The organism is Marinobacter bryozoorum, from assembly GCF_023156245.1.
Lineage (GTDB): Bacteria > Pseudomonadota > Gammaproteobacteria > Pseudomonadales > Oleiphilaceae > Marinobacter > Marinobacter bryozoorum.
Genome location: NZ_JAKZAH010000004.1, coordinates 74,922 through 100,808, shown reverse-complemented (window position 1 = coordinate 100,808; position 25,887 = coordinate 74,922). Strand labels below are relative to the sequence as shown.

General features: G+C 60.8%; 26 protein-coding genes. 6 read left to right on the top strand and 20 right to left on the bottom strand.

Features of this window, described 5'->3' with window-relative positions; translation table 11 throughout:
- Window positions 1-241 precede the first annotated feature (241 nt).
- The 14 genes from MLC59_RS03845 to MLC59_RS03780 all read right to left on the bottom strand — a co-directional run bounded on the left by MLC59_RS03845 (window position 242) and on the right by MLC59_RS03780 (window position 15,852).
- Window positions 242-1,156: a DUF368 domain-containing protein gene (locus MLC59_RS03845; protein ID WP_427901695.1), complete on the bottom strand. Its 915-nt coding sequence runs from the start codon at window positions 1,154-1,156 to the stop codon at window positions 242-244.
- Window positions 1,157-1,194: 38 nt separating this feature from the next.
- Complete coding sequence (locus tag MLC59_RS03840; RefSeq protein WP_427901693.1) at window positions 1,195-1,848, bottom strand: protein-L-isoaspartate(D-aspartate) O-methyltransferase; 654 nt, start codon at window positions 1,846-1,848, stop codon at window positions 1,195-1,197.
- On the bottom strand, window positions 1,848-2,597 hold the full coding sequence (gene surE / locus MLC59_RS03835) for a 5'/3'-nucleotidase SurE (RefSeq protein ID WP_248231155.1): 750 nt from the start codon (window positions 2,595-2,597) through the stop codon (window positions 1,848-1,850). The genes MLC59_RS03840 and surE overlap by 1 nt, the downstream gene beginning before the upstream one ends.
- 140 nt (window positions 2,598-2,737) lie before the next feature.
- On the bottom strand, window positions 2,738-3,784 hold the full coding sequence (gene truD / locus MLC59_RS03830) for a tRNA pseudouridine(13) synthase TruD (protein ID WP_248231008.1): 1,047 nt from the start codon (window positions 3,782-3,784) through the stop codon (window positions 2,738-2,740).
- Window positions 3,781-4,260, bottom strand: coding sequence for a 2-C-methyl-D-erythritol 2,4-cyclodiphosphate synthase (gene ispF / locus MLC59_RS03825; RefSeq protein WP_248231007.1), 480 nt, complete (start codon window positions 4,258-4,260; stop codon window positions 3,781-3,783). Before ispF ends, truD begins: the two co-directional genes overlap by 4 nt.
- Window positions 4,261-4,285: 25 nt before the next feature.
- Window positions 4,286-4,996 (bottom strand): 2-C-methyl-D-erythritol 4-phosphate cytidylyltransferase, encoded by a 711-nt coding sequence (ispD, locus tag MLC59_RS03820; protein WP_248231006.1) that lies wholly within the window; start codon window positions 4,994-4,996, stop codon window positions 4,286-4,288.
- A gap of 27 nt (window positions 4,997-5,023) precedes the next feature.
- On the bottom strand, window positions 5,024-5,296 hold the full coding sequence (gene ftsB, locus MLC59_RS03815; protein WP_248231005.1) for a cell division protein FtsB: 273 nt from the start codon (window positions 5,294-5,296) through the stop codon (window positions 5,024-5,026).
- Window positions 5,297-5,434: 138 nt separating this feature from the next.
- Entirely contained in the window at window positions 5,435-6,730 is a 1,296-nt protein-coding gene (gene eno, locus MLC59_RS03810; protein WP_248231002.1) for a phosphopyruvate hydratase, read from the bottom strand.
- Window positions 6,731-6,800: 70 nt separating this feature from the next.
- Window positions 6,801-7,646, bottom strand: a complete 846-nt coding sequence (gene kdsA / locus MLC59_RS03805) for a 3-deoxy-8-phosphooctulonate synthase (protein ID WP_248231001.1) — start codon at window positions 7,644-7,646, stop codon at window positions 6,801-6,803.
- A 31-nt stretch (window positions 7,647-7,677) separates the two neighbouring features.
- On the bottom strand, window positions 7,678-9,303 hold the full coding sequence (gene pyrG / locus MLC59_RS03800) for a CTP synthase (RefSeq protein WP_248231000.1): 1,626 nt from the start codon (window positions 9,301-9,303) through the stop codon (window positions 7,678-7,680).
- 103 nt (window positions 9,304-9,406) lie between these two features.
- Window positions 9,407-10,735, bottom strand: a complete 1,329-nt coding sequence (gene tilS, locus MLC59_RS03795) for a tRNA lysidine(34) synthetase TilS (RefSeq protein WP_248230999.1) — start codon at window positions 10,733-10,735, stop codon at window positions 9,407-9,409.
- Window positions 10,719-11,672 carry an acetyl-CoA carboxylase carboxyl transferase subunit alpha gene (accA, locus tag MLC59_RS03790; RefSeq protein ID WP_248230998.1) on the bottom strand — a complete coding sequence of 318 codons (954 nt, stop codon included), beginning with the start codon at window positions 11,670-11,672 and terminating at the stop codon, window positions 10,719-10,721. Before accA ends, tilS begins: the two co-directional genes overlap by 17 nt.
- A 161-nt stretch (window positions 11,673-11,833) precedes the next feature.
- Window positions 11,834-15,316 carry a DNA polymerase III subunit alpha gene (gene dnaE / locus MLC59_RS03785; RefSeq protein ID WP_248230996.1) on the bottom strand — a complete coding sequence of 1,161 codons (3,483 nt, stop codon included), beginning with the start codon at window positions 15,314-15,316 and terminating at the stop codon, window positions 11,834-11,836.
- A 65-nt stretch (window positions 15,317-15,381) separates the two neighbouring features.
- On the bottom strand, window positions 15,382-15,852 hold the full coding sequence (locus tag MLC59_RS03780; RefSeq protein ID WP_248230995.1) for a TlpA family protein disulfide reductase: 471 nt from the start codon (window positions 15,850-15,852) through the stop codon (window positions 15,382-15,384).
- Between the two features lie 79 nt (window positions 15,853-15,931).
- Between MLC59_RS03780 and arsC the strand changes: the two genes are divergently transcribed.
- Genes arsC through tfpB form a run of 4 tightly spaced genes read left to right on the top strand, consistent with a single transcriptional unit; the run spans window position 15,932 to window position 19,115 of the window.
- On the top strand, window positions 15,932-16,288 hold the full coding sequence (gene arsC / locus MLC59_RS03775) for an arsenate reductase (glutaredoxin) (protein ID WP_248230993.1): 357 nt from the start codon (window positions 15,932-15,934) through the stop codon (window positions 16,286-16,288).
- A 38-nt stretch (window positions 16,289-16,326) separates the two neighbouring features.
- On the top strand, window positions 16,327-16,932 hold the full coding sequence (gene wrbA, locus MLC59_RS03770) for an NAD(P)H:quinone oxidoreductase (protein WP_248230991.1): 606 nt from the start codon (window positions 16,327-16,329) through the stop codon (window positions 16,930-16,932).
- A 40-nt stretch (window positions 16,933-16,972) separates the two neighbouring features.
- Window positions 16,973-17,323, top strand: coding sequence for a DUF2069 domain-containing protein (locus MLC59_RS03765; protein WP_248230990.1), 351 nt, complete (start codon window positions 16,973-16,975; stop codon window positions 17,321-17,323).
- Window positions 17,324-17,339: 16 nt separating this feature from the next.
- The gene (tfpB, locus tag MLC59_RS03760) at window positions 17,340-19,115 is read left to right on the top strand and encodes a type IV pilus assembly ATPase TfpB (protein WP_248230987.1); all 1,776 of its coding nucleotides are present in this window, start codon (window positions 17,340-17,342) and stop codon (window positions 19,113-19,115) included.
- Window positions 19,116-19,127: 12 nt separating this feature from the next.
- On the opposite strand, the gene MLC59_RS03755 is transcribed toward tfpB, so the two are convergent.
- The 6 genes from MLC59_RS03755 to smrA are packed head-to-tail and all read right to left on the bottom strand — an operon-like array spanning window position 19,128 to window position 22,908.
- Window positions 19,128-20,186: a DUF3080 domain-containing protein gene (locus tag MLC59_RS03755; RefSeq protein ID WP_248230985.1), complete on the bottom strand. Its 1,059-nt coding sequence runs from the start codon at window positions 20,184-20,186 to the stop codon at window positions 19,128-19,130.
- A complete protein-coding gene (mtnC, locus tag MLC59_RS03750) occupies window positions 20,164-20,859 on the bottom strand; it encodes an acireductone synthase (RefSeq protein ID WP_248230984.1) in 696 nt (231 codons plus the stop codon). Before mtnC ends, MLC59_RS03755 begins: the two co-directional genes overlap by 23 nt.
- On the bottom strand, window positions 20,859-21,416 hold the full coding sequence (locus MLC59_RS03745) for a 1,2-dihydroxy-3-keto-5-methylthiopentene dioxygenase (protein ID WP_248230982.1): 558 nt from the start codon (window positions 21,414-21,416) through the stop codon (window positions 20,859-20,861). The genes mtnC and MLC59_RS03745 overlap by 1 nt, the downstream gene beginning before the upstream one ends.
- Window positions 21,413-22,045, bottom strand: a complete 633-nt coding sequence (locus MLC59_RS03740; protein WP_248230980.1) for a methylthioribulose 1-phosphate dehydratase — start codon at window positions 22,043-22,045, stop codon at window positions 21,413-21,415. Before MLC59_RS03740 ends, MLC59_RS03745 begins: the two co-directional genes overlap by 4 nt.
- Entirely contained in the window at window positions 22,042-22,281 is a 240-nt protein-coding gene (locus MLC59_RS03735) for a membrane lipoprotein lipid attachment site-containing protein (protein WP_248230978.1), read from the bottom strand. Before MLC59_RS03735 ends, MLC59_RS03740 begins: the two co-directional genes overlap by 4 nt.
- Window positions 22,282-22,326: 45 nt before the next feature.
- Window positions 22,327-22,908 carry a DNA endonuclease SmrA gene (gene smrA, locus MLC59_RS03730; protein WP_248230976.1) on the bottom strand — a complete coding sequence of 194 codons (582 nt, stop codon included), beginning with the start codon at window positions 22,906-22,908 and terminating at the stop codon, window positions 22,327-22,329.
- A gap of 176 nt (window positions 22,909-23,084) precedes the next feature.
- Here smrA and MLC59_RS03725 point away from each other — a divergent pair, with 176 nt between their 5' ends.
- Window positions 23,085-24,998 (top strand): putative nucleotidyltransferase substrate binding domain-containing protein, encoded by a 1,914-nt coding sequence (locus MLC59_RS03725; RefSeq protein WP_248230975.1) that lies wholly within the window; start codon window positions 23,085-23,087, stop codon window positions 24,996-24,998.
- A 12-nt stretch (window positions 24,999-25,010) separates the two neighbouring features.
- Entirely contained in the window at window positions 25,011-25,718 is a 708-nt protein-coding gene (locus tag MLC59_RS03720) for a 3'-5' exonuclease (RefSeq protein ID WP_248230971.1), read from the top strand.
- The last annotated feature ends 169 nt before the right edge of the window (window positions 25,719-25,887 follow it).

The window sequence follows — 25,887 nt, the reverse complement described above, 5'->3', positions numbered from 1 at the left end:
TTCACGGATATATTGATATCGTTTTTATCTCGAAATTATCTTTTCAGCTTAACATGGATTAACGGTAAATCCTCTAACCCACTAATTTATTGCATCTTTTATTCACATATCCGGGTTACCCGGAGCCGCAGGGTGTTACCGTCGGAAACAAATAACCTCTGAAAAAGTAACATCCATCTCAGTACTGCTGTGATTAATCTCGCAATACTATGCGGTAATACCTCCGGTATTGGCCCTTCAGTCACATCTTTCCTGCGGCCAATTCCGCCCGAGAAGAGCGCCCCGCCAGCCATTCCCCCAGCAGCACAATAGCCAACCCCACTAGAAGGGCCACCACGGCTACCGGTACCTGGGCCGGCTCGCCGGTAACCTCGGTATAGCGCATCGGCGATACACTGACCTGCTCGAGGGGAACCCTGTCACCAATACTGTCGGTCCGCGAGCTGAGCACTTCCTGCCAGGGCCATACCCGATTCAGGGCGCCAATCATAAAACCGGTCAATAGCGCCAATACCCCATCGTGGGCCTTGCGTAATGCGAAACCGAGTAAGCGCGCAAAACTCAACAAACCCAGCACGCAGCCTGCCATGAAAAGGCTGATAATGGCCAGATCCAGCTCCTTTACCGCCGACAATACCGGCGCATACATACCCAGCACCAGCAGGATAAAGCTACCGGACAAGCCCGGCAGTATCATTGCGCAAATAGCGACTGCGCCGGACAGGAAGAACGCCAGGGCACCCGGGTCCACCTGGCCAGCGGCCAATGTCGTTACCCACCAGGCGAAGGCCGCACCCGCGACAACGGGAACCACCAACCAGCGACTGGGTGCTTTCACCTGCCCCAGTAGGTGCCAGACGGAGGCAAGAATCAGCCCGAAAAAGAAGCTCCACAAGGCGACCGGATAGGTATCCAGGCCCCAGGTAATCATATTGGCGAGCGTGCCTATACTCACCAGGATGCCGGCCAACAGACTGACCAGGAAGCTACCGTCAACCCGGTTCCAGAAGCGGCGTACCCGCCCCCGGAGCAGGTCGCTGAGTAGCGCTGACGGTACTGCGGCGATAGCCCCGAGCAGGCGGAAATAGATTCCTGTAATAAACGCTACCGTACCACCGGACACCCCCGGCACTACGTCTGCCGCCCCCATGGCCATACCCCGGAGAAAAACCCCGGTGTACTGAAGCAGTCCGTTCAACGAACAACCCCTCCCAACAACGGTACGAATCGCACCGCCTCAACATCCTCGGTATGGAACTGGTCGCCATCCCTGGTAATCTTTACAAGCATCTGGTGTTCCTCTCCAACGGGAATCACCATGACACCTCCGTCCGCCAACTGGCCCAGCAACTCCTGGGGAACCGTCCTGGGGGCCGCAGTCACGATAATTCCGTCAAAGGGTGCCTGCTCAGGCCAGCCCATGGGTCCATCCGCCAGCCGCATCATGACATTGCGCAGCTTCAGCAGATGCATGCGCTCCCGCGCCTTGTCCTGCAGTGGTTTGATGCGCTCGACGCTGTACACCTCGTCGCACAGACGGGCCAGGATGGCGGTCTGGTAACCGGACCCGGTACCGAGCTCGAGCACTTTTTTGGGGCTGGTGCCCATCAAAACCTCGGTCATCCGCGCGACAATATAGGGCTGGGAGAGGGTCTGGCTGTAACCAATGGGCAGCGCTGTGTCTTCGTAGGCCCGGTGGGCCAGGGCTTCGTCCAGGAAGATATGGCGGGGTATCTCCTCCATAACGCCGAGCACCCGCTCGTCCCGGATACCCGCTTCCCGGAGGCGCTGGATCAAACGCAGCCGGGTACGTCGGGAGGTCATTCCGATTCCATCAATAGCAACCATCAGCGTCCGGCCTCCACCCATTGCCTTAACGATGACAGGGCATCGTGCTTGGTCATATCAATATGGACCGGCGTGATGGACACGTAGTTCTGGCTGATGGCATGGAAATCCGTACCGGGCCCGGCATCAGCGCCCGCCCCGGCTGCGCCGATCCAGTAGCGGGACCTGCCCCTCGGGCACGTCATGGGAACGGCGCCCTGGGCCCGGGCGCGGTGGCCAAGGCGAGTCACCCGGAAACCGGCGATCTCACCCCAGGGGACATCCGGCACATTGACGTTGAGGATGCAGCGACTACCGAGATCCGGCAGGTCTTCCCGTTCCAGCAGCTCGCGTACTACCCGGGCCGCGGTTTCGTAATGGAAATGCCCCTCGTTCACCAGGGATACGGCAATGGCAGGCAGACCCAGGTGGCGACCTTCGGTGGCGGCTGCCACAGTGCCGGAATAGATAATGTCATCGCCAAGGTTAGCGTGGGTATTAATACCGGAAACAACCCGGTCAAAGGGCTCATCAAAGAGCCCGTTTACCGCCAGGTGAACGCAGTCGGTGGGGGTGCCGTCCACTGACTGAAAGCCCCCCGGGTGTTTTTCCACGGTTAATGGCCGGTTGAGGGTCAGGGAATTACTGGCACCACTGTGGTCCCGGTCCGGGGCAACCACCTCCAGGTCTGCCAGCCCTTCCAGGCCTGCGTGAAGCACCACCAGCCCCGGGGAATGCACTCCATCATCGTTCGACAGCAAGATACGCACGATTTCCAGTCTCTCCAAATCGGTCCTGGCGGTAACCCGCCATTTTTAAAAGCGATGAGGAATTCTAACGGATAAAGCGGGTTATTTCTGTCACGGCGCGGAAATTATGGCAACTGCCGCCATCGGAATAACGCAGGAAATCAGCGGGTGGCGTCTATTTCAATCACTGAGGAGAGCAAGGTGGTCGCGTATTGCCCGGGAGAAAGAGTGAACGACAGATCCAGCCAGTGGTTGTCACCGGACTGGTGGAAAGACCAGTCCAGGTCAGCAGGCAGGACCCTGAGTGGGCGACGATCCGGCGCCATGCGGGAGCTGGCAAACACCTGCGCCATTTCCGGATGACGTGCAACGACTTCCCGCTCGAGCCCTTCCTGCAAGCCGGTTGCCAGGGTGCCCCCATCACCCCACAGCGGACCGCTGGGCTCAGATGTCGGCTCACCTTCCAGCATTGAGTCCCAGTTTCCCTGGATAACCCGCTCGGCCAACACCTCATTGAACAGCCAGGAGCGGGCCGCGGAAAGGTACAGGCCTTCACGGTTACGGCCTCCCCGCCGTTTCCGACGGTTGCGGCCGGCATTCGCAGCCATCGAGATAGCCCGGTCCAGGTTACCGCCTTCGTGGCCAAAGCGTTGCGAACCGAAATAGTTCGGACAACCATGGTTGCGAATCGCCTGCAGACGCCCAGTGATTGCCCCGGAATCCCCGGTGAGATTGCGTAGCCTGACCTCGAATCGGTTAGCCCGATGCTCGCCGGTGCGAAGTTTACGCTCCCGACGGGCCACAGCCAGAACCTGCCACTGCGCCTGCATTCCTTGCACAGCCTGCAGGAACCCGGCATCGTCTGCCTCGAGTCCCGGGCGTTGCACACTGAACCATTGCCGGGTGACCGCATGCCGGTCCTTGAGGCCGCAGTAACCAACACCCCGGTCGCCACACCCAGCCAGCTTTCCAAGCTCACTGGCGACCCAGGACGTATTATCGCCGGTCTTTTCCAGGTAGATCAGCAGGTGTTCGCCCTGCCCGGGCACCGCCAGCTGCTCCGGTAGTGCCAACGGGGCGAGCTCAAGAACCGGCCCCCCAGTTTCCAGGATTTCCGTCACCCGAAAATCTTCCGGGCAGGATTTGAGCGTCCCGGAACCTGCCGGTTCACCATCAGCCCAGGGCCATTCCAGTCGCCAGCTGCTCATGGGCGCGCGTCATCCAGCAGGCAGGCCGCCTGGCAGGCAATACCTTCACCCCGCCCGGTGAAGCCGAGTTTTTCGGTCGTGGTCGCCTTGACGCTGACTCGATCCATGGAAATACCCAGGTCTTCGGCAATGTGCTGGCGCATGGCTGCTACGTGGGGCGCCATCTTCGGCGCCTGGGCGATGATGGTACTGTCTACGTTGACCACTTCCAGGCCGCGGTCAGCAATCTGCCGCCGCACTTCGCGCAGCAGTACCCGGCTGTCAGCCCCGGCCCACTCGTCACTGGTGTCCGGGAAAAGGTGGCCAATATCTCCCAGGGCGGCAGCACCCAACAGCGCATCGGCAATGGCGTGCAGCAGGACATCACCATCAGAGTGGGCCTTCAGAGCCTGGTTATGGGGGATAGTCACGCCGCCCAGAATTATTTCAGAGCCCTCACAGAAGGCGTGGACATCAAAGCCCTGTCCTATTCGCATAACACCAGCCTGTTGATCAGTGGTTTTATCCAGCAGCCTGACGGGTGAGGATAAACTCCGCCAGCGCCAGGTCTTCGGGAACGGTTATCTTGATGTTATCAGTGCGCCCGGGCACCACCCTCGGCTGCCAGCCCGCCAGCTCCATGGCAGAGGCTTCATCGGTAATGGCACCCTGATGCTCATGGATGCCTTGCTGCAATGCCGAGAACAAAGCCTGGTAGCGGAACATCTGGGGGGTGAAGGCCCTCCACAACGATTTCCGGTCACGGGTCGCCAGCACCTGGTCAGAGTCGGGGGCCACCTCCTTGATGGTGTCGGAAACCGGCGCTGCCAGCAATCCGCCACAAGGGTCGTCCGCAAGGGTGGCTCTGAGCCGGGCGATATCCTCCGGGTAAACACAGGGGCGGGCCACGTCATGTACCAGCACCCAGTCGGCATCACCAGCCCGGCCCTGAAGGTGTTCCAGGGCTGCCAGCACAGAGCCGGCGCGCTCTGCACCACCGGCACAGGGCTCGATTCGGGGGTCGCCTGAACTGGAGCTCACTGGCCACCAGCGGTCGTCCCGGTGAAGGGGAACCACGCAACCCGCCCAGGGCCCGCAGGATAGAAGGCGATCAAGGGTCACATCCAGCACAAAGCGGCCATTGAGGGTCAGGTACTGCTTGGGAAGGTCAGCCTGCATGCGCTGGCCAATGCCCGCAGCAGGTACGACAAGCCAGAAACGATGGGCGTTCATAGAGTGGTAATGGTAGCGGTCAGAAACTCAGGGCTCCACGACCAGGAAGAAGGTTTCGTCACGGTGAATCAGGCCCAGGTTCTTTCGGGCTCGCTCTTCAACGGCTCCCTGGCCGGAACCCAGGTTGCGGACCTCAGCATAGAGGCGCTCGTTACGGGCGGAAAGCTTTGCATTTTCCGCCCGTTGCTCGGCGATCGTATCACTCAGGCTCCAGACCTGGGCATAACTGCCTTCTCCCACCCACAGGCGTACCTGTAGCAGGACAATCAGTATTACCATGACGGACCAGAGCACTTTCATGACACGATTCCATTATTCCGTTTCGTGGCCAGACCACGATGCCGACGCCGCCTGAGGGCCGCCAGACCTGCCCTCACCGTTGGCCACCAGAGTCTAGCCCAGTCCGCGCCATGATGCACGGACTGGCTTTCAGGCCGGTCAGCCCTGACCCTTGATCTCCGACAGGCCGCGATACGGTGCCTTGCCATCCAGTGCCTCTTCAATACGCAGCAGCTGGTTGTACTTGGCCACGCGGTCAGAGCGACACAGGGAGCCCGTCTTGATCTGGCCGGCACAGGTGGCTACAGCCAGGTCGGCGATCGTGGTGTCTTCGGTCTCGCCGGAGCGATGGGAAATCACGGCGGTGTAGCCGGCGTCCTGGGCCATCTTGATGGCATCCAGGGTTTCCGTCAGGCTGCCGATCTGATTGAACTTGATCAGGATGGAGTTGGCAATACCCTTCTCGATACCTTCTTTCAGGATACGGGTGTTGGTCACAAACAGGTCGTCACCCACCAGCTGTACCTTGTCACCCAGCTTGTCGGTCAGCACCTTCCAGCCATCCCAGTCACCTTCATCCATGCCATCCTCGATGGAAACGATCGGGAACCGCTCGCACAGGCCGGCCAGGTAATCGGCGAAACCGGCGGAATCAAAGCTCTTGCCCTCACCGGACAACTGGTACTGGCCATCCTTGTAGAATTCAGACGAGGCACAATCCAGCGCCAGGGTGACGTCGGAACCCAGCTTGTAGCCTGCGCCTTCGACAGCTTCCTGGATAGCCGCAAGTGCCGCTTCATTGGACGGCAGGTTGGGCGCAAAGCCACCCTCGTCGCCGACCGCTGTGTTCAGGCCCTGGCCCTTCAGCACCTTCTTGAGGCTGTGGAAGATCTCCGCACCGATGCGCAGGGCTTCACCAAAGCTCCTGGCGGCTACCGGCTGTACCATGAACTCCTGGATATCCACGTTGTTGTCGGCGTGTTCACCACCGTTGAGGATATTCATCATGGGCACCGGCATGGAGTACTGGCCAGCGCTGCCATTAACGTCAGCGATGTGCTCGTACAGCGGCTTGCCGAGGGAGGTCGCTGCAGCCTTTGCGGCCGCCAGGGATACCGCCAGGATCGCGTTGGCGCCCAGGTTGGCCTTGTTCTCGGTGCCGTCCAGGTCAATCATGATCTGGTCGAGGGAACGCTGATCCGCGCTATCCTTGCCGACCAGGGCATTGCGGATATCACCATTCACCGCTGCAACAGCCTTGGTGACACCCTTGCCCAGATAACGGCCCTTGTCCTGGTCACGGAGTTCCAGGGCTTCCCGGGAGCCGGTGGAGGCTCCGGAAGGAGCGCAGGCGCGGCCCAGAGTCCCATCTTCGAGAATGACATCGGCTTCCACTGTCGGGTTACCGCGGGAATCCAGGACCTCACGGCCCTTGATATCAGCGATCTTGGTCATGCTTTTCTATCTCCGGATAGTGTCTGACTTGAAGAAACATTCCACAGTTCATGGCGTTGCCGGCTTAACTTCAGGCCGTGTCGAGGGGCGCAAAGCCTTTAACCAGGTCGTCCACCGCCTTTACCTGTCCCAGGAACGGCTCAAGCTGGTTCAGTCGCAGGGCACAGGGCCCGTCGCACAGGGCCTTGTCGGGGTCGGGATGGGCTTCCAGGAACAGGCCGGCCAGCCCCTGGGACATACCCGCCAGGGCCAGGTCCCCTACCTGGGCACGTCGGCCACCGGCGGAATCTGCACGGCCACCCGGCATTTGCAAGGCGTGGGTTACGTCGAAGAAAACCGGTACGCCCAGGTCTTTCATCTGGCGGAAACCGAGCATATCCACCACCAGGTTGTTGTAGCCAAAGCTGGTGCCCCGCTCGCAGAGGATGACCCGGTCATTACCGGCTTCCTCACATTTACGGATGATATGCGCCATTTCCCGGGGCGCCAGGAACTGGGCTTTCTTGATATTGATGACCGCGCCGGTTCTGGCCATCGCTACCACCAGGTCGGTCTGGCGACTGAGAAAGGCCGGTAACTGGATGATGTCACACACCTCGGCAGCGGGCTCCGCCTGCCAGGTCTCGTGTACATCGGAAATCACCGGAACCCCATACTTGTCCTTGATATCTGCCAGCAACTGCAAGCCCGCTTCCAGGCCAGGGCCGCGGAAGGAGTTGATGGAGGATCGGTTGGCCTTGTCGAACGAGGCCTTGAAGACGTAGGGAATTCCCAGGCGCCGGGTAATGTCCACGTAGGCGTCGGCCACTTCAAAGGCCAGCTCCCGGGATTCCAGCACGTTCATGCCACCGAACAGCACAAACGGCTGCTCGTTGGCGATAGTCAGGTCGGCAACGTTGAGGGTTGCTTGGGCCATGGCTGCGATGTCCTTTTTTATGGCCGGGCGATCAGTGCCCGGCGTGGTTCAGGGCAGCCTCCACGAAGCCGGTGAACAGCGGGTGGCCGTCACGGGGCGTGGATGTGAACTCGGGGTGGAACTGACAGGCCACGAACCAGGGGTGATTTGGCACTTCCACCACTTCAACCAGCTTGCCGTCGGTAGAGCGGCCGGCGACACGCAGGCCGGCCTGTTCCAGCTGGGGCACGAAATGGTTGTTGACCTCGTAGCGGTGACGGTGGCGCTCGCGAATCACTGACTTGCCGTAGCACTGGTTGATGGTGGTGCCTTCAGTCAGCACGCAGTCCTGGGCGCCCAGGCGCATGGTGCCGCCGATGTCGGATTCCTCGGTGCGCTCTTCCCGCTTGCCGCTGGCATCCAGCCACTCGGTGATCAGACCGACCACCGGTGCCGGGGAGTTCTCCCGGAATTCGGTGGAATGGGCCCCTTCGAGGCCGGCCACGTTGCGGGCGTATTCGATAACCGCCACCTGCATACCCAGGCAGATACCCAGGTAGGGCACCTTGTTTTCCCGGGCGTACTGAACGGTGCGAATCTTGCCTTCCACGCCCCGCTCGCCAAACCCACCGGGTACCAGGATGGCATGTGCCTTCTCCAGCGCACCGGTACCATTGCGCTCGATGTCCTCGGAGTCGATGTACTCGATATTGACCTTGGTGCGGGTCTTGATACCGGCATGGAGCAAGGATTCGATCAACGACTTGTAGGCGTCAAGCAACTCCATGTACTTGCCTACCATGGCTATGGTGATTTCCTGCTCGGGATTGGTGATGGCGTCGACCACCGCATCCCACTCGCCAAGGTCCGCCTCGCCGGCCTTGAGGCCAAAGCGCTCGATAATCAGCTGGTCCAGCCCGAAACCATGCAGCATACGGGGAATGGCGTAGATGGAACTGGCATCCTGCAGCGGGATGACAGCGCGCTCTTCCACGTTGGTGAACAGGGCAATCTTGCGGCGGGAGCTGGCATCCACTTCGTGCTCGGACCGGCACAGCAGGATGTCCGGCTGCAGGCCGATGGAGCGCATTTCTTTCACGGAATGCTGGGTGGGCTTGGTCTTGATTTCACCGGCGGTGGCAATGTACGGCACCAGGGTCAGGTGCATGAACAGTGCCCGGGTCGGCCCTACTTCCACCTTCAGCTGACGGCAGGCTTCCAGGAATGGCAGGGACTCGATATCACCCACGGTGCCACCGATTTCCACCAGCGCCACATCCACCCCGGCGGCGCCTTCCACCACCCGGCGCTTGATCTCGTCCGTGATATGGGGAATCACCTGCACGGTGCCACCGAGGTAATCACCCCGGCGTTCCTTGCGGATTACTTCCTCGTACACCCGGCCGGTAGTGAAGTTATTGCGGCGGGTCATGGGGGTGCGAATGAAGCGCTCGTAGTGCCCCAGGTCGAGGTCAGTCTCTGCACCGTCTTCGGTCACAAAGACCTCTCCGTGCTGGAACGGGCTCATAGTGCCCGGGTCCACATTGATATAGGGGTCGAGCTTCAGGATGGTGACCTTCAGGCCACGAGCTTCCAGGATGGCCGCCAGGGAGGCAGACGCGATCCCTTTCCCCAATGAGGACACAACACCGCCGGTGACGAAAATATAACGCGTCATGCAGATTCCGTGATTATCAGGTTCAGTAAGGAGGGAGATTGTCATCTCGAGATGGGACGCCAGATTACCAGAAAGCCCCCCATGGCTCAATCAGGACAGCCTGCTATTTACTGCCGCAGGTACTGCCCCTCCCCCGTCGTATATCGAGCTGCCAGCCTCCGGCTGTCGCGCACTCCAGCTCCGGTGACTGCCACAGATCCCCGACTGCCACCAACGCCTCACCCCGGAATATCAGTGGCAACCGCTCCCTTTCCCAGGGTGGCAGTCCCTGATCCTGCAGCCACTTCTTCAGCGGCCGGGATGGCCCGCCAGCGCGCTCCCGCAAACGCTCACCACCGCGACGATGGGTGAGCCGGAACCTCGCTGCCTCGTCAATCTCCGCCCTGCCCTGCAGGCAAATGGTGAATTCCCCATCACGCACAGACTGCCCGGGCACAAGCAACTGATCTGCGGCTTGCGGCGCAGGGTTCCGGGCAACCCGGTAAATATGGCCCCGGAAACGGCACAGGGCAAATCGGTGACCGAGGATTTCCGGCCTGGCGTCCGGGGCCGAGTTCACCAGGTCCTCCAATTCCGGGTCAGAAAGGGTTCGCCCGAGATCATCACCCAACCACCACTGGAGCAGGTTTCGCCGGGCTGATAACGGGAGCTGCCGAACCCCTCCGAGGAAAATCCGGTGAGGTCCATCCGCCAGTTGCTCAAAATGGGTGCGGGCCAGCAGGTCTGCGAGTTCACGGGATTCACTACAGGCCCTGGCGGTTGCTGCCAGCCGCTGCCTAAGACCAGGCCAGCGCTCAGCCAGCCGCGGGATAATTTCGTGGCGAAGGAAGTTGCGATCCACATCGGACACTGCATTGGTGGGATCTTCCTGCCACTGGATCCCTGCGGCCACGGCCTGACGATGCAGGCACTCCCTGCTCACACCCAGCAGCGGGCGAACCACGCGCCCCTTCCCCAGGGGGCGAGCAGCCGGGATTCCACCAAGACCGCGAACACCGGTACCACGAACAAAACGGAACAGCAGGGTTTCCGACTGGTCGTCACCATGATGGGCCATCAGCAACACATCCCCGGGCTCCATAAGCCGGGCAAATACCTGGTAACGGGCATCGCGGGCAGCGGTTTCCACGCTGGATTCCGCTGTGCTGACGCTCACCGGCACCACCTCCAGCGGGACGGAAAGCGCCTCGCAGGCGCTGATGCAGGCAGACTCAAAGTCCTGCGCTGCAGGTTGCAGCTGATGATTAACGTGAACGGCGGAGAGCTGGCCGGCCGGTTGGCCGAACACCTGGCGGGCAAGGTGAAGAAGAACCATGGAGTCCAGGCCGCCTGAAAGGGCGACCCGGACCTGGCCGGTGACTGTCAGCGCCTGCAAAGGCGCCAGCAGTTCCGGAAAGAAAGCATCCGGGCGCGGATTACCGCCCGGTGTCATAGCGGGTCAGGCGCTCATAGCGCCGCGCCACCAGTTCATCCTGGCTGAGGCTGCCATATTCGTGCAGGCCCTTGAGCAGTTCTTCTTTCAGTGAGTCCGCCATTTTTTGCGGGTCACGGTGGGCGCCACCCAACGGTTCTTTCACGACGGTATCCGCCACGCCCAGCTCCTTGAGTCGCTGGGCGGTCACACCCATGGCTTCCGCTGCCTGGGAGGCGTAGTCCGCGCTCTTCCAGAGGATGGAGGCGCAGCCTTCCGGCGAGATCACCGCGTAGGTGGAGTACTGGAGCATGTACAGGTGGTCACAAACACCAATGGCCAGCGCGCCACCGGAACCGCCCTCACCCACCACGGTGGAGAGAATCGGTGTCTTGAGCCGCGACATCACCGCCAGGTTGCGGGCGATAGCCTCGCTCTGCCCGCGCTCTTCGGCACCAATACCCGGGTAGGCACCGGGGGTGTCGATAAAGGTCAGTACCGGCATGCGGAAGCGCTCGGCCATCTCCATCAGACGCATGGCCTTGCGATAGCCTTCGGGGCGCGGCATGCCGAAGTTGCGGCGCACCTTGTCCCGGACTTCGCGGCCTTTCTGGTGGCCGATTACCATTACCGGCTGGTTATCCAGCCGTGCGGTACCGCCAACGATGGACAGATCGTCTGCGTAGGCCCGGTCGCCATGCAGTTCATCGAAGTCGTCAAACATCATTTCGACGTAGTCGAGGGTGTAGGGCCGGCGGGGGTGACGGGCAAGCCGGGCAACATCCCAGGAGGCCAGGTCCGAGAAAATGCTCTCGGTCAGACTGATACTCTTGGTACGCAGCCGGTTGATCTCGTCGGTGATGTTGATTTCGGTATCATTTCCCACCAGGCGAAGCTCTTCAATCTTGGCTTCCAGGTCGGCAATTGGCTGTTCGAAGTCCAGGTAATTAGGATTCATGGTATTCCATCAATTTGTGTCGGTTCCGCCGCCAACTTTTCCGATGATCAAAAAAGGGGCTGCAGGTTCAAATTTTGCCTAAAGATACCAATGCAAGGCTTTGTAAAAAAGCGGACCTTGGTATTAATGTGACCTGGCCTGATACTGCAACGGCGCTGCCATCAATCATAGACCAGTTCAACGCGGTTATCCCCCACCAGGTATCTCAGTTCCAGCAGCAGGTTGTCATCCGGTTGCACGCGCCAGTTCTCACCCAGCTCGATCCGGGTACTGGCGTCATCCCCCTGGTATTCGATCCATACCGGACTGCCCTGATTGCGGAAGGGGCGGAGCGTACTGTCCAGCTTGTCCAGCAGGCCGTTCTGCAACTGCCCGGCTTCCAGCCTCAGTTGCAGGCCACGGCTGAATGACTGCCGCGCAGTCGGCACATCCATCACCGAGCTCACCCGCATTTTCATCTGGCCGGAGTAGTCATCGTGGCTGACCTGCCCTTCGAGCACAATTACCTGGTCAGACTGGAGCAGTTCGCGGTTTTCGTTGAAGGCCTCAGAGAACAGGGTAGCCTCGATTCGACCGGAACGATCGTCCAGGGTGACAAAGCACATGGTGGATCCGGTACGGGTCTTCATGGTGCGCTGGGCAACAATCAATCCCGCGACCCGCTGGGGTGAACGGGATGGCTGCAGGTCAGCAATCGCCGAGCGCACAAACCGCCGCACTTCCTTCTCGTACTCGTCAAAGGGGTGACCGGTCAGGTACAGGCCGAGGGTGTCCTTTTCGCCCTTGAGACGGGCTTTCTCGGGCCATTCCCGAACATTCGCCACATCCGCAAACGGGTCTACCCCTTCGTCGCCGCCCAGCAGGTCGCCGAACATATCGGTCATGCCGGCGGACTCATTGCGGGATTGCTGGCCGGCCTGCTGTATGGCCTTGTCGATGCTGGCCATAAGCTGGGCCCGGCCGGGACCGAGCTTATCCATGGCGCCGGCGCGAATCATTGCCTCCAGGGCGCGCTTGTTGACCTTCTTGAGATCAACCCGGCAGCAGAAATCAAACAGGTCCTTGTAGGGACCGCCTTCCTGCCGACCCTCCACAATACTCTGGATCGGCCCCTCGCCCAGGCCCTTGATGGCACCCAGGCCATAGACGACCTGGCCTTCGTCGTTGACGGTGAAGGTGTATTCTGAGGTGCTCACATCCGGCAGCACCAGGTCCAGGCCCATGGCCCGGCACTCTTCTACCAGGGTCACGACTTTGTCGGTGTTCTGCATATCGGCGGTGAGTACCGCCGCCATGAACTCCGCCGGATAATGGGCCTTCAGCCAAAGGGTCTGGTAGGACACCAGGGCGTAGGCAGCCGAGTGGGACTTGTTGAAGCCGTAGCCGGCGAACTTTTCCACCAGGTCGAAGATGTTCTCCGCCAGGGTCTTGTCGATACCGTTATTGGCGCACCCTTCGAGGAAAATCTCTTTCTGCTTGGCCATTTCCTCGGGCTTTTTCTTGCCCATGGCCCGGCGCAGCATGTCGGCGCCACCCAGGGTATAGCCGGCCATCACCTGGGCGATCTGCATGACCTGCTCCTGGTACAGGATGACCCCGTAGGTGGGCTCCAGCACCGGCTTCAGGCCTTCATACTGATAGTCCGGATGGGGGAAGGACACCGGCTGCCGCCCGTGCTTCCGGTCAATAAAGTCATCCACCATGCCCGACTGCAGCGGCCCGGGCCGGAACAGGGCCACCAGGGCGATCATGTCTTCCAGGGAGTCCGGCTGCAGGCGGCGGATCAGGTCCTTCATGCCCCGGGATTCCAGCTGGAAAACCGCCGTAGTTTCGGCTTTCTTCAACATGGTAAACGAGGGCACGTCATCCAGCGGGATGTCGTTGATATCCAGTTCCGGTTCACCCCGCTTTTCCCGGCGGGGGTTAATCATCTTCAGCGCCCAGTCGATGATGGTGAGCGTCCGCAGCCCCAGGAAGTCAAACTTCACCAGGCCGGCGTCTTCCACATCACCCTTGTCAAACTGGGTGACCAGGCTGCCGCCCTCATCATCGCAGTACAGCGGTGAGAAATCGGTAATCTTGGTGGGTGCGATCACCACGCCACCGGCGTGCTTGCCGGCGTTCCGGCAGACGCCCTCAAGCTTGAGGGCCATTTCCCAGATTTCCTGGGCTTCTTCATCCTGTTCCAGGAAATCCCGCAGCTGCTCTTCCTGCTCTACCGCCTTTTCCAGGGTCATGCCCACTTCGAAGGGGATCATCTTGGACAAGCGGTCAGCGAGGCCGTACGACTTCCCCTGAACCCGCGCCACGTCCCGCACTACCGCCTTGGCCGCCATGGTGCCGAAGGTAATGATCTGGGAAACCGCCTCGCGGCCATACTTGTCGGCCACATAGTCAATCACCCGGTCACGGCCTTCCATGCAGAAGTCCACGTCAAAGTCAGGCATGGACACCCGTTCCGGGTTCAGGAAGCGTTCGAACAGCAGGTCATACTGAAGCGGATCCAGGTCGGTGATGAGCTGGGCGTAGGCTACCAGTGACCCGGCACCGGAACCCCGGCCCGGGCCCACCGGAACGCCGTTGTTCTTGGCCCACTTGATGAAGTCCATCACGATCAGGAAGTAGCCGGGGAACCCCATCTGGATGATGATATCCAGTTCGAAGTTCAGGCGCTTGAAGTAGGCGGCCCGCCTTTCCTCGTAGTCCGGGTCGTCCGGGCTGAGGATGGTTTTCAGGCGATCTTCCAGGCCCTCCTCGGACACCTTGCGGAAGTAATCGTCCATGGTCATGCCATCGGGGATGGGATAGTTGGGCAGGAAGTACTCACCCATACGCACCGGCACGCTGCAGCGGCGGGCGATTTCCACGGTGTTCTCGATGGCTTCCGGAATATCCTCGAACAGCTCGACCATTTCCTCGGCGCTGCGCAGGTACTGCTGGTCGCTGAAACGGCGCTCGCGGCGAGGGTCTGCCAGGGTCCGGCTCTCGCCGATGCAGACACGGGCCTCGTGGGCCTCGAAATCCTCCTGCTCCAGGAAGTGCACATCATTGGTGGCCACCACCGGGCAGCCGGTTTCCAGTGCCAGCTCCACATTGCCATGAACACAGTCTTCATCGCCGGCCCGACCGGTGCGTTGGAGTTCCAGGTAATAACTCTCCGGGTACAGGTCCAGCCAGTAACGCAACCGCTCCCGTGCCAGCTCCGGCTTGCCGGCCAGGATTGCCTTGCCCACATCCCCCATCCTGGCGCCGGAAAGCACAACCAGGCCGTCAGGTCGTGACTCCAGCCACTCCCGGGTAATAATGGGCTTGCCGTAGCGCTGGCCTTCGGTGTAGCCGAGGGAGATGATCTCTGTGAGGTTGAGGTAGCCTTTCTGGTTGCGGGCCAGCAAGGTCAGGCGAAAGGGGTTGTCGGGCTCATCGGGGTTTTCAAGCCACAGATCGGCGCCAGGGATGGGCTTGATGCCAGCGCCCATGGCTGCCTTGTAGAAGCGCACCAGCGAGCACATGTTGGATTGCTCGGTGAGGCCCACCGCTGGCATGCCCAGCTCCTTCACCCGGTTGATCAGCGGCTTTACCCGGATAAGGCCGTCCACCATGGAGTACTCGGAATGGACGCGGAGATGGACAAAGTTGCTGCTCATGGATCTCGAATTCCCGCCTGGTGCTGGTCAGTTCTGAACTGCGAATTCTACCTGAAAGGGGCGCCTCAGTCCTGCCCGATGGCTGCTTTCAGATCCGCCTCTGTCTGGGCGCCCATCAGGGTGTCACTCAGGGAACCGTCCGGCGCCACCACGAAGGTTGCGGGCAGGCCGCCTGGCACCTCCCAGCCCAGTTCAGGGGCAGGGTCGTTGGCCAGCATGGTGAAGCCGATACCCATACGGTCCCCCAGCTCAACCAGTGCCTCACCGGCAACGCCATCGTAGTTCACCCCGAGCACCGTCACATTTTCCAGCGAATCCACCTCGTTGAGCTCGGGGATTTCTTCAAGGCAGGGCTTGCACCATTCGGCCCAGTAATTCACCAGGACCCACCTTCCACGAAGGGAATCCCAGGGCAAGGTATCGCCGGAAGCGGTAGGGAATTCCTTCGCAGCCGGACTCGAAGACGACGTTGACTCGCCGCAACCGGCCAGCACGGCAGCAAAGGCCACTGCAACCACAACAGGGTACTTACCCATGGCACCTCCTGATAGACTTGTACCGCCCGCACGCCGGGCCCTGACCCATGACACTATTGGCAGAACCAACGAGACTCACATGGCCGACCAATCGACCCGCATCTACCACAACCCCCGTTGCTCCAAGTCCCGCCAGACCCTGGCCCTGCTGGAAGACAGGGGACTACAGCCAGACATCATAAAATACCTGGAAACACCGCCGACAGCAGAAGAACTGGCCGGCCTGGTAGTGGCCATGGGGTGTTCCGTGCGGGATATCATCCGGGCAAAGGAAAGTGAATACAAGGAACTGGGGCTGGACAACCCCGGGCTGGACGACGAGGCCTTGTTGCGGGCGCTGAGCGAGCACCCGAAACTGATTGAGCGCCCGATTGTTACCCACAACGGCAAGGCGGCCATGGGGCGACCGCCGGAAAACGTGCTCGATATTCTCTGAACCGGCCCAACCTTTCGACCTCAACCGGGGAACATTGCATGTCCGAACAAGAACCCTACGTTCTGATCCTCTATTACAGCCGCACAGGTCACACAGCGGCGTTGGCCAACCAGATTGCCCGTGGCGTTGCCCGGGTAGAGGGCATGACCGCCAGGGTCCGTGCGGTGCCACCAGTATCACCGGATACCGAGGCCTCGCAGCCCGCAGTGCCTGACGAAGGTGCGCCCTGGGCGACGAAGGATGACCTGGCGAACTGTACGGGACTGGCCATTGGCAGCCCTACCCGCTTTGGCAATATGGCCGCTCCCCTGAAGTACTTCCTGGACACTACCGGTGACCTCTGGCTGAACGGCACCCTGTCAGGCCGCCCGGCTGGCGCGTTCACGTCCACAGGCAGCCTCCACGGCGGCCAGGAGTCCACACTGCTGACCATGATGATGCCCCTGTTGCACCACGGCATGGTGCTCTGCGGCGTGCCCTACTCCGAACAGGCCCTGTCCGCAACACGCACTGGCGGCACGCCCTACGGCCCATCCCACTGGGGTGAAAGCGACACCGGCGGCAAGCTCAGTGACCACGAGAAAGCCATCTGCCAGACATTCGGTGAACGACTGGCCCGGTTAGCCATCAAACTCGCGGACTGACCAAGTCTGACACCCGAAAGTCACCTTTTCAGGAACCTCCATGCTGCATTCCGAAACCGCCAGAACCACCCGCACCATTACTGCGGCACTCTACTCACTTCTGCTGGCCATGCTGGTCGTCAACACCTTCTGGCCATCCCCGGTGGAAGGCGTTTCCATCGTACTGATGCTCACCGTCAAGCTGTTGCCCCTGTTGCCCTTCGCCTGGGTGGTTTTCCGCGGGCATAACCGCGGCTATATCTGGATGAGCTTCGTGGTGATTTTCTACTTCACACAGGCGGTAGTGACCGCCTGGCTCAGTGAGGGGCAGCCAGTCCCCGTGTTTATGGCGGTGCTCACCTTTGCGCTGTTCACCATTGCCATGGTCCACCTCAAAGCCAACCGGCCCTGACCGGCGGAGACACATCATGGCAGCCACCAATACCCGCCCGGATCATACGCTGACACTTCGCGAGCTTTGCAATGCCCTGGCAGATACCGGCGAAATAAACACAGAGGATGCCGAGCGGGTGCTGGCCGCCAATCTGGGGGCCGAGTCCCGCACCCGACACCCCCTTGAGGTCATCGCCATTGCCGGGCTCACGAGCCTGCGGGACGGCCGCACCCTGGACCTGGAGCGGCTCACCCGGTGGCTTGCCGAATGGTCAGGGCAGCCGTACTACCACATCGATCCGCTGAAAATCGACGCGCCGGCCATTGCCCGGGCCATGTCCTATGCCTTTGCCCAGCGCCACCATATCCTGGCGGTGGAACTGACAGACCAGGAAGCAGTGATCGCCAGCGCGGAACCTTTCAAGGCCGACTGGGAAGCCAACCTGCGCCACGTACTGCAACGCCCGCTGAAGCGCGTGGTCGCCAACCCCGAGTCCATCCGCCGCTTTACCGTGGAGTTCTACCAGCTCGCCAGTTCGGTGAGTAAGGCAGGCGGGCAACAGGGTCGCCCCGGCGGGAATCTCCACAACTTCGAGCAGCTGCTGGACCTCGGTCAGGGCACCAGCCACGACGCCAATGACCAGCATGTGGTCAAGATCGTCGACTGGTTGCTGCAGTACGCCTTCGAACAGCGGGCCAGCGATATCCATATCGAGCCCCGGCGGGAAGTCACACGGGTTCGCTTCCGCATCGACGGTGTCCTGCACAGCGTCTACGAATTCCCCGAACAGGTGGGCGTGGCTGTCACCAGCCGACTGAAGATCCTGGGGCGCCTGAACGTGGCGGAGAAGCGCCGCCCCCAGGACGGTCGCATCAAGACCCGCAAACCGGACAACAGCGAGGTGGAACTGCGCTTGGCCACCATGCCCACCGCCTTCGGCGAGAAAATGGTCCTGCGTATTTTCGACCCGGAAGTACTGCTCAAGACCTTTGAGCAGCTGGGCTTCTCTGCAGAAGACCAGGAGCGCTGGCACGCCATGACCGGACGCCCGCACGGGATTGTACTGGTTACCGGCCCCACCGGCTCCGGCAAGACCACCACGCTCTATTCGACACTGAAAAGCCTGGCCTCGCCGGACCTGAACATCTGCACCATCGAAGACCCCATTGAAATGGTGGAACCGGCCTTCAACCAGATGCAGGTGCAGCACAACATCGACCTGACCTTCGCCTCCGGCGTACGTGCCCTGCTCCGCCAGGATCCGGACATCATCATGATCGGCGAGATCCGCGACCTGGAAACCGCCGAGATGGCCGTACAGGCCGCCCTCACCGGTCACCTGGTGCTGTCCACCCTGCATACGAACGATGCCCCCAGTGCTTTCACCCGGCTACTGGAGCTGGGCATACCGCCCTACCTGATCCGAGCGACCGTTATTGGCGCCATGGCCCAGCGCCTGGTCAGGCTGCTGTGCCCTCACTGCAAAAAACCGACGGATGTGGAGGAGGAAGCCTGGGCCAGCCTCACCCGCCCCTGGAAAGCTCCGGTGCCCAAGCGCATCTATCAGCCGGTGGGCTGCCTGGAATGCCGAGACACCGGCTACCTGGGCCGCGCCGGTGTATACGAGATCCTTGGTCTGTCCCGCACCATCGCCGGTCAGATCAACGACCGCTGTGAGCTGGAACAGCTGCGACTGGACGCCTACAAGGACGGCATGAAATCCCTGCGCCTGAGCGGCGCACAAAAGGTGGCCGCCGGTCTGACCACGATTGAGGAAGTACTGCGGGTGACCCCGGAGAGCCAAAGGTAGCCGGGGAAAGGCTCACGTTCCGGGACGCAAGCCGCATTGCTCCAGCTGTTGCTGCCATAGCTCGATATGGCGCTGCTGGGAAGCGTCCAGCTCGGCCCAGAGCGAGCCCTCACCTTCCAGCTTCAGGTAACGGTTGTACCAGTCCCTGAACGTTTCAGGCATGACCTCCTTCTGCTGCTCTGCGAGGGCGGCCAGCGGCCGGACAAGGTCATCCCGGGCACGACGCACACTGGCCAGGTAGGGCTGGACCCGTTCGATAAATACACTGAAGAACATGCCCTGGACGATTTCAGACTGGTTATTGGGCTTGCCGTCCAGGCACAACGGCCGCTCCTGCAACCGGGCTTCGATAACATCGCTGGCATCGTCCAGGCGGACAGTCAGCATCCGGGCCGTCAGGATAAGTTGACCCGGGGCCTGATGGGCCTGCCATTGCTGGTGGATATCACCCAGGCCGGCGAGGCTGGTATCGGTTTGACCTTCCAGCAACGGCGCCATCATGGCATTCAGGCTGTTGAGGTCTGTGGCCAGGTTGCCGGTTCCGCCGCCCGGCTCCAGGGGATAGAGCCCTTCAGTGCGGGTAAACAGGCTTTCCATCTCTTCCACACCCCAGGTGGCATTCCAGACCGCAACCGGCAGCGACGCCCGCTTGCTGGTCACAGCTTGGGAAACCTCTTCCCCGAGTTCGTCGTCACCGATTTCCGGCAGGCAGTCTTCCGCAGCCTCGATAAAGCGGACTTCGTAGCGCAGGCGGTTAGCCGGCTGCATTACCCGGCCCAGGATCGACGCTTTCTCGCCCGCGACCACCTGCAGTTCGCAGCCGAACAGGGACAGGAAGTCCAGCATACCCAGCTCCACTTCGGGCATCTGCAGTACCCGGTCCCGGCGTCTGGGCAGCGGATCGGTGGCGGGGATGGCGCTCAGTTGATAGGGCTGGTCGAGTACGCGGGCAGTTCGTTCCACGTATTCGTCCATCATGGATTCGGGGGCGCTGAACGGGTTGCAGCCCGCCAGCGCCAGGGTCATAAGCAGCGCCGGGAGGCTGAGCTCAATGGCGCTGGAGCAGCGCATCAACCTCACGGAAGTCCCGGGCGACAGGCCGCTTGTCAGTTTCCGGAAGATCGCCTTCACGCACCAGCCAGCAAGTTCTCATGCCTACAGATTCAGCGGCCGACAACTCGGCTTCTACATCCGAGAGGAACAGAACCGTTCGTGGCTCGACGCCCAGTTCGTCCAGGATATTGCGGTAAGAGGCTGCGTCTTTCTTGCCACCCACATTGGTATCAAAGTAGCCGCTGAAAAAGGGCGTCAGGTCACCCTCACTGGAGAAGCCGAAAATCAGCTTCTGGGCTTTCACCGAGCCAGAAGAATACACGTAAAGGCGCAAGCCGCGGTCGTGCCAGAAACGCAAATACTCGGCGGCGTCGGGGTATACATGGCCATCAAAGGCGCCATGCTGATAGCCCTGCTCCCAGAGCATGCCCTGCAGGGTCTTGAGGGCCGTTTCCTTGCGGTCCTCGTCAATCCAGTCTTCAAGCACCCGTATCAGGCCTTCGGTATCTGACCGGTCACAGCCTGACTTTTCGGCAACGACATCCATCTGCTCCGCCACCACCAGGTCTTCGTGCTGCCAGTCGCGGACGAATTCGGCCATGTGCTCACGGGCATAGGGAAATAACACCTCGTGCACGAATGAGATGGAACTGGTCGTGCCCTCGATATCGGTCAGGATTACGCGAATCATCAGGCACCTCCGGCGAGTTGCTCGTACCGGGGCAGGCGGCCGGCGATATCTTCACCGGTAAACTCTGCCACCCACCCTTCGGGGTTGGTGAACAGGCGGATACAGGTGAATTCCGGCTCAGGCCCCATATCGAACCAGTGGCGAGTGCCACTGGGCACGCTAATCAGGTCGCACTGGCGACACATGACGGCATAGACCTTGTCACCCAGGTGCAGATAGAACAGGCCCTTGCCATGGACAAAGAAGCGCACCTCATCCTCGCTGTGGATGTGCTCATCCAGGAACTTCTGACGAAAGGCTGCCTTGTCAGGGTGGTCCGGTGTCAGGCTCACCACATCCGCCGTGGCGAAACCGCTCTCGTCCTTTAGGTGTGAAACCTCATCGGCATAGGCGTCCAGGATATCGTCGCTGGTGACACTTGCCGGCAGCGCCCGTGTGGGCCAGCGCTCATAGCGCACCCCCTGCTCCTTTAGCAGCCGGGCGATATCGGCAGGGTTTTCCACGACCTGTTCCGGCGACTCCGGCTTGTCCTGGTGAAAGATGCTCAAGGTGGTCATGGGCGGACCCTCATGGTTTCAAGTTCACATTCGAAAAGGAATTCAAAGGCTTCTACATGACGCAGGCACTCGTCCATGTTTCGCCCCCAGGTGTACAGGCCATGACCGCGAATCAGATAGCCCGGCGCCTCCGGGTTTTCCGCCAGCCATTGGCGAGTCTGACCGGCCAGCGCGGCGATGTCCTGGGTATTGGCAAACACCGGCACGGCGACCTGTGCTTCATGGGTTGTCACACCCTCGAAGGCTTTCTGTAACTCGTAGCCCTCCAGCATCAGCGCCTGCCCTTCCGCAATCAGCCGACTCAGTACCGTCGCCTTCACCGAATGGGTGTGAAGCACGGCGCCAACGCCTGGCCGGTCACGGTAAATAACCGTATGCAGCAGGGTTTCTGCAGATGGCCGGCAGTCGCTCTGTACCGGTTGGCCTTCCAGGTCTACGACCATGATATCCGATGCGGCCAGGCGCCCCTTGTGCCGGCCCGACACGGTAATGGCCACGTGCCCGCCATCAATACGCCGGGAATAGTTGCTGCTGGTGGCCGGTGACCAGCCATTTTGGTAGAGGAACTCACCCGCGGCGCAAATTTCCCGGGCAGCCTCACTGTAACGAACAAGATTGACGCTGCTCACTGGATTACCGGCTTGCCTTCACGATCGTTCCAGATCTTGCGATCCCGGGTATCAATCTTGCCGTTGGAATCCCAGATTTCCCGGTCACGGGTAGCCTCATCCATCATGCCCTTGTCATCCCAGACTTCACGGTCTTTGGTCGCCTCATCAAGCGAGCCATTCGGATTCCAGATAGTACGACCCTCACAACCTGCCAGGGTCAGGGCAGCCAGCACCGCAATAAACAGTTTCTTCATGGTCTATGCCTCATATTGATCCCATCAAATCGGGCACGGTGCGTGCTATCGCGTGCCGTGGATTTCGCGGTTGCGCTGCTTTTGCTGGTCGCTCTTGCGAATCATTACATACACTGCACCGGTGCCGCCATGGTGCTTCTGGGCAGAATGGAACGCCAGCACTTCGTCCAGCTCAGGTAGCCAGCGTGCCAGGTAGCTTTTGAGCTGGGCAATGCCATCGGGATTACGCTCGCCCTTGCCGTGAAGAATGATCACTGAACGCAGGCCGTAGCGAACACAATCCTTGACGAAGCCGAACACTTCCCTGCGGGCTTCTTCGACCGTCATCCGGTGCAGGTCAAGTCGCGCCTCGATAGGGTAATGCCCCAGCCGAAGCTTGCGGAACACTCCGTGCTGGATGCCCGGGCGTTGCCAGCAGAGAATGTCATGGGCCGTCAAAGGATCCACATCTGACGCGGTCAGCGGGTTGGCATCCCGGCTCGGTGCATCGACGGCGGCACGCTGACGCTCAAGGTGCCCCGGCGTCAACTCACGGGGGGTGGCCACCTCGGCGCGGTTCGGCCGGCGGATCCGCTGGACGTCTTTCATCTGCTCCAGGAATAACAGGCGCTCGTCTTTGGAAGTCATGGTACGTTTCGGGCTGAGCAGGGTTGAAACGGCACTTTACCACCGGCTATCACTGGCATAAAGCAGCAGGCACCGGTGCCGGACGGATTGGTCAATATACGACCAAAGACCGAAACCGGAGTGGCACCGCAATGGGTTACACTCTCAGTAATGACAACAACAAGAGAGCTTGGTTCATGACCCAGGAACAGGAAGCCACCCTGCCCCAGAATACCCGTTCCATCATGGCGTTTCTGCGGGAGCATGCGCCATTTTCGAGCATGGATGACGCCCACCTGGCACTGTTCGCCGAGCACGCCACCCTGCGATTCTACGCTGATGGTGACAAGGTAATTGCACCGGAGGATGGACCGGTCACCACCTTTAACGTGGTCAAGCAGGGGCGCATCCGTGGCGAACGTAACAACCCCAAGACCGGCGAGCCGGAAACCACCTTTGAAATCAGCCAGGGCGAATGCTTTCCTCTGGCCGCACTGGTGGGGGAACGACCGACGCAAACCCTGCACCGGGCCACCGGCGACACCTTCTGCCTGAGCCTGGACCACAAGGACTTCGTCACCCTGTTCTCGGAAAGCGACTCCTTCCGCGACTTCTGTCTGCGCGGGGTCAGCAGCCTGCTGGACCAGGTTAACCAGCGCATCCAGTCCGGTGCCATGGCGTCACTGGGTTCGTCCAATTCACTGGACACGCCGCTGGAACGCTACGCCCTGCGCAATCCCATTGTCTGCTCTCCGGATATGCCCGTGCGCAAGGCCGTGGCCAAGATGCACGACAACAGCGTGGGCAGCATTATCATCACCGACGACCAGCGCCATCCCAAGGGCATTTTTACCCTGCGTGACCTGCGCACCCTGGTGGCGGAGGAAACCTGTTCCCTGGAAACGCCCATCGCCCAGGTGATGACGACAGACCCCCATCACCTGCCGGCCACCGCTGACGCCTTCGAGGCCGCCATGCTGATGGCCGAGTATCACTTTGCCCATATCTGCGTGGTGGACGACGACAACCGGCTGATTGGCGTGGTGTCCGAGCGTGACCTGTTTGCCTTGCAACGGGTGGACCTGGTGCACCTTGCCCGGGCAATCGGCACCGCCACGCACCTGCAGACACTGGTTGCCCTGAGGGACGACGTATCCCGACTGGTGGACACCATGCTGGCCCACGGCGCCGACTCCGGGCAGGTGGTCAAGATCATCACCACCCTGAACGACATCACTGTACGCCGGGTGCTGGAGCTGAACCTGAAGAAAAACAATCCGGGCATTCCCTTCACCTGGCTGACCTTCGGCAGCGAGGGCCGGCAAGAGCAGACCCTGCTGACAGACCAGGACAACGGCATCCTGTTCACCACCCCCGAAGGTATGACACCGGACCAGGTACGTGAAAAATTGCTGCCCTTCGCAGAGACCATCAACAAGGAACTGGCGGAGTGCGGGTTCACCTGGTGCAAGGGCAACATCATGGCCAGCAACCCGAAGCTGTGCCTCAGCGGGGAGGAGTGGGATGAGTGGTTCCTGAGGTTCATTGACGCCTCTACGCCACAAAACCTGGTGTATTCGTCCATCTTCCTGGATATGAGAGCGGTGTTCGGGCCCATGGAGCCACTGCAGGAATTGCTGGAAACGGTCCTGACCCGCATCCGCAAGAACGCCCTGTTCCAGAAAATGCTGGCTGGTAATGCCCTCCAGCGGCGACCGCCCCTGAATATCTTTCGTGGCTTTCGCTACGCCCCCGATGGCGACCGCCACAGCCTGGACCTGAAGCGCCAGGGCCTGGCACCGTTCGTAGAGTCGGTACGGGTGTTCGCCCTCGCCAACGGAGTTGCCACGGCCAATACCCTGGAACGCATGGAAGAACTCGCCCGCAAGGGCGTGTTCGATGCCAAGGATGCCAACGCCTGGCAGGAAGCCTACAGCCTGATCCAGGCCATCCGTATGCGGGCACACCAGGACCAGCTGAAACAGGGCGACGAGTTGTCCAATTACATCAACCCGGACAACCTGAATCCGCTGGACCGCCGCATCCTGCGGGAGTCCTTCCGCCAGGCCCAGCGCCTCCAGCAGAAACTGGAAGTCACCTACCAGCTCTAGGAAACCATCACCATGCTGGATCAGTTTAAAGCCTGGATCAACGAAAAACTCACGGGCCCCGCAGAGCACCACGACCTTGCCCACGTGCCGAAGCCCAAAGCGGTGGGCGGCCAGCACCTGGACCATCTTCGCTTTATCGTACTGGACCTGGAAACCACCGGCCTGAACCCCGCCAAGGACAAGGTCATAGCCATTGGTGCCGTCGCCATCGACCGCATGGCTATCCCCCTGAGTGACCAGTTTGACCTGATCCTGAGACGGCCTGAGCTGGATATCCGCGAGACCGTGCTGATCCACGGCATCGGCCCCGAGGCCCTTACCAGGGGCCATGAAACCCGGGACGCGCTGTTAAGGCTGCTGGAATGGATGAACGGCGACCCGATACTGGCGTTTCACTCAGCGTTTGATCGTAAATTCCTGGAGAAGGCCCTGCGCCAGCAATTGAACTACACCCAGCCCCACACCTGGCTGGACGTAGCCGAGCTGATGCCAGCGCTCTTCCCCCGCGCCCTGGAAGGCAACAAACGGCTGGATAACTGGGCGGACCACTTTGGCCTGGAGATCTCCGCACGCCATCACGCAGCTGCCGATGCGCTGGCCACCGCCGAGCTGTCCCTCATTGCTTTCCGCGAAGCCCAGCAGCAGGACGTCAGGACCCTTGATGACCTTCACCAACGCCTCAAATACCACCACCGCCTGAAGACCATGCGCCAAATGTGACGAGCTTCCCATCGCGGTGAAAAGCCACGTCAGCCCAGCTCCGAGCCCCCATTTTGCCGCGCCTGGACGCGCCATTAAACAGCTTTTTACATTGTTGCAAAGCTCACTTAGACCTTTTGCCAATATCCACCAGCGCCGTGACAGGTAAAGTCAGAGATAGTAACCAGCA

Coding starts and splice junctions, on each gene's coding strand:
- MLC59_RS03735 (WP_248230978.1), bottom strand. CDS start 22,281: ATGAAGAAACTGTTTATTGCGGTGCTGGCTGCCCTGACCCTGGCAGGT.
- MLC59_RS03845 (WP_427901695.1), bottom strand. CDS start 1,156: ATGGCCATGGGGGCGGCAGACGTAGTGCCGGGGGTGTCCGGTGGTACG.
- ispD (WP_248231006.1), bottom strand. CDS start 4,996: ATGAACGCCCATCGTTTCTGGCTTGTCGTACCTGCTGCGGGCATTGGC.
- mtnC (WP_248230984.1), bottom strand. CDS start 20,859: ATGATTCGCGTAATCCTGACCGATATCGAGGGCACGACCAGTTCCATC.
- MLC59_RS03755 (WP_248230985.1), bottom strand. CDS start 20,186: ATGCGCTGCTCCAGCGCCATTGAGCTCAGCCTCCCGGCGCTGCTTATG.
- MLC59_RS03745 (WP_248230982.1), bottom strand. CDS start 21,416: ATGACCACCTTGAGCATCTTTCACCAGGACAAGCCGGAGTCGCCGGAA.
- arsC (WP_248230993.1), top strand. CDS start 15,932: ATGGCCGACCAATCGACCCGCATCTACCACAACCCCCGTTGCTCCAAG.
- MLC59_RS03840 (WP_427901693.1), bottom strand. CDS start 1,848: ATGGTTGCTATTGATGGAATCGGAATGACCTCCCGACGTACCCGGCTG.
- MLC59_RS03725 (WP_248230975.1), top strand. CDS start 23,085: ATGACCCAGGAACAGGAAGCCACCCTGCCCCAGAATACCCGTTCCATC.
- tfpB (WP_248230987.1), top strand. CDS start 17,340: ATGGCAGCCACCAATACCCGCCCGGATCATACGCTGACACTTCGCGAG.
- dnaE (WP_248230996.1), bottom strand. CDS start 15,316: ATGAGCAGCAACTTTGTCCATCTCCGCGTCCATTCCGAGTACTCCATG.
- smrA (WP_248230976.1), bottom strand. CDS start 22,908: ATGACTTCCAAAGACGAGCGCCTGTTATTCCTGGAGCAGATGAAAGAC.
- pyrG (WP_248231000.1), bottom strand. CDS start 9,303: ATGACGCGTTATATTTTCGTCACCGGCGGTGTTGTGTCCTCATTGGGG.
- ispF (WP_248231007.1), bottom strand. CDS start 4,260: ATGCGAATAGGACAGGGCTTTGATGTCCACGCCTTCTGTGAGGGCTCT.
- accA (WP_248230998.1), bottom strand. CDS start 11,672: ATGAATCCTAATTACCTGGACTTCGAACAGCCAATTGCCGACCTGGAA.
- MLC59_RS03765 (WP_248230990.1), top strand. CDS start 16,973: ATGCTGCATTCCGAAACCGCCAGAACCACCCGCACCATTACTGCGGCA.
- tilS (WP_248230999.1), bottom strand. CDS start 10,735: ATGACACCGGGCGGTAATCCGCGCCCGGATGCTTTCTTTCCGGAACTG.
- wrbA (WP_248230991.1), top strand. CDS start 16,327: ATGTCCGAACAAGAACCCTACGTTCTGATCCTCTATTACAGCCGCACA.
- kdsA (WP_248231001.1), bottom strand. CDS start 7,646: ATGGCCCAAGCAACCCTCAACGTTGCCGACCTGACTATCGCCAACGAG.
- truD (WP_248231008.1), bottom strand. CDS start 3,784: ATGAGCAGCTGGCGACTGGAATGGCCCTGGGCTGATGGTGAACCGGCA.
- MLC59_RS03720 (WP_248230971.1), top strand. CDS start 25,011: ATGCTGGATCAGTTTAAAGCCTGGATCAACGAAAAACTCACGGGCCCC.
- MLC59_RS03780 (WP_248230995.1), bottom strand. CDS start 15,852: ATGGGTAAGTACCCTGTTGTGGTTGCAGTGGCCTTTGCTGCCGTGCTG.
- eno (WP_248231002.1), bottom strand. CDS start 6,730: ATGACCAAGATCGCTGATATCAAGGGCCGTGAGGTCCTGGATTCCCGC.
- ftsB (WP_248231005.1), bottom strand. CDS start 5,296: ATGAAAGTGCTCTGGTCCGTCATGGTAATACTGATTGTCCTGCTACAG.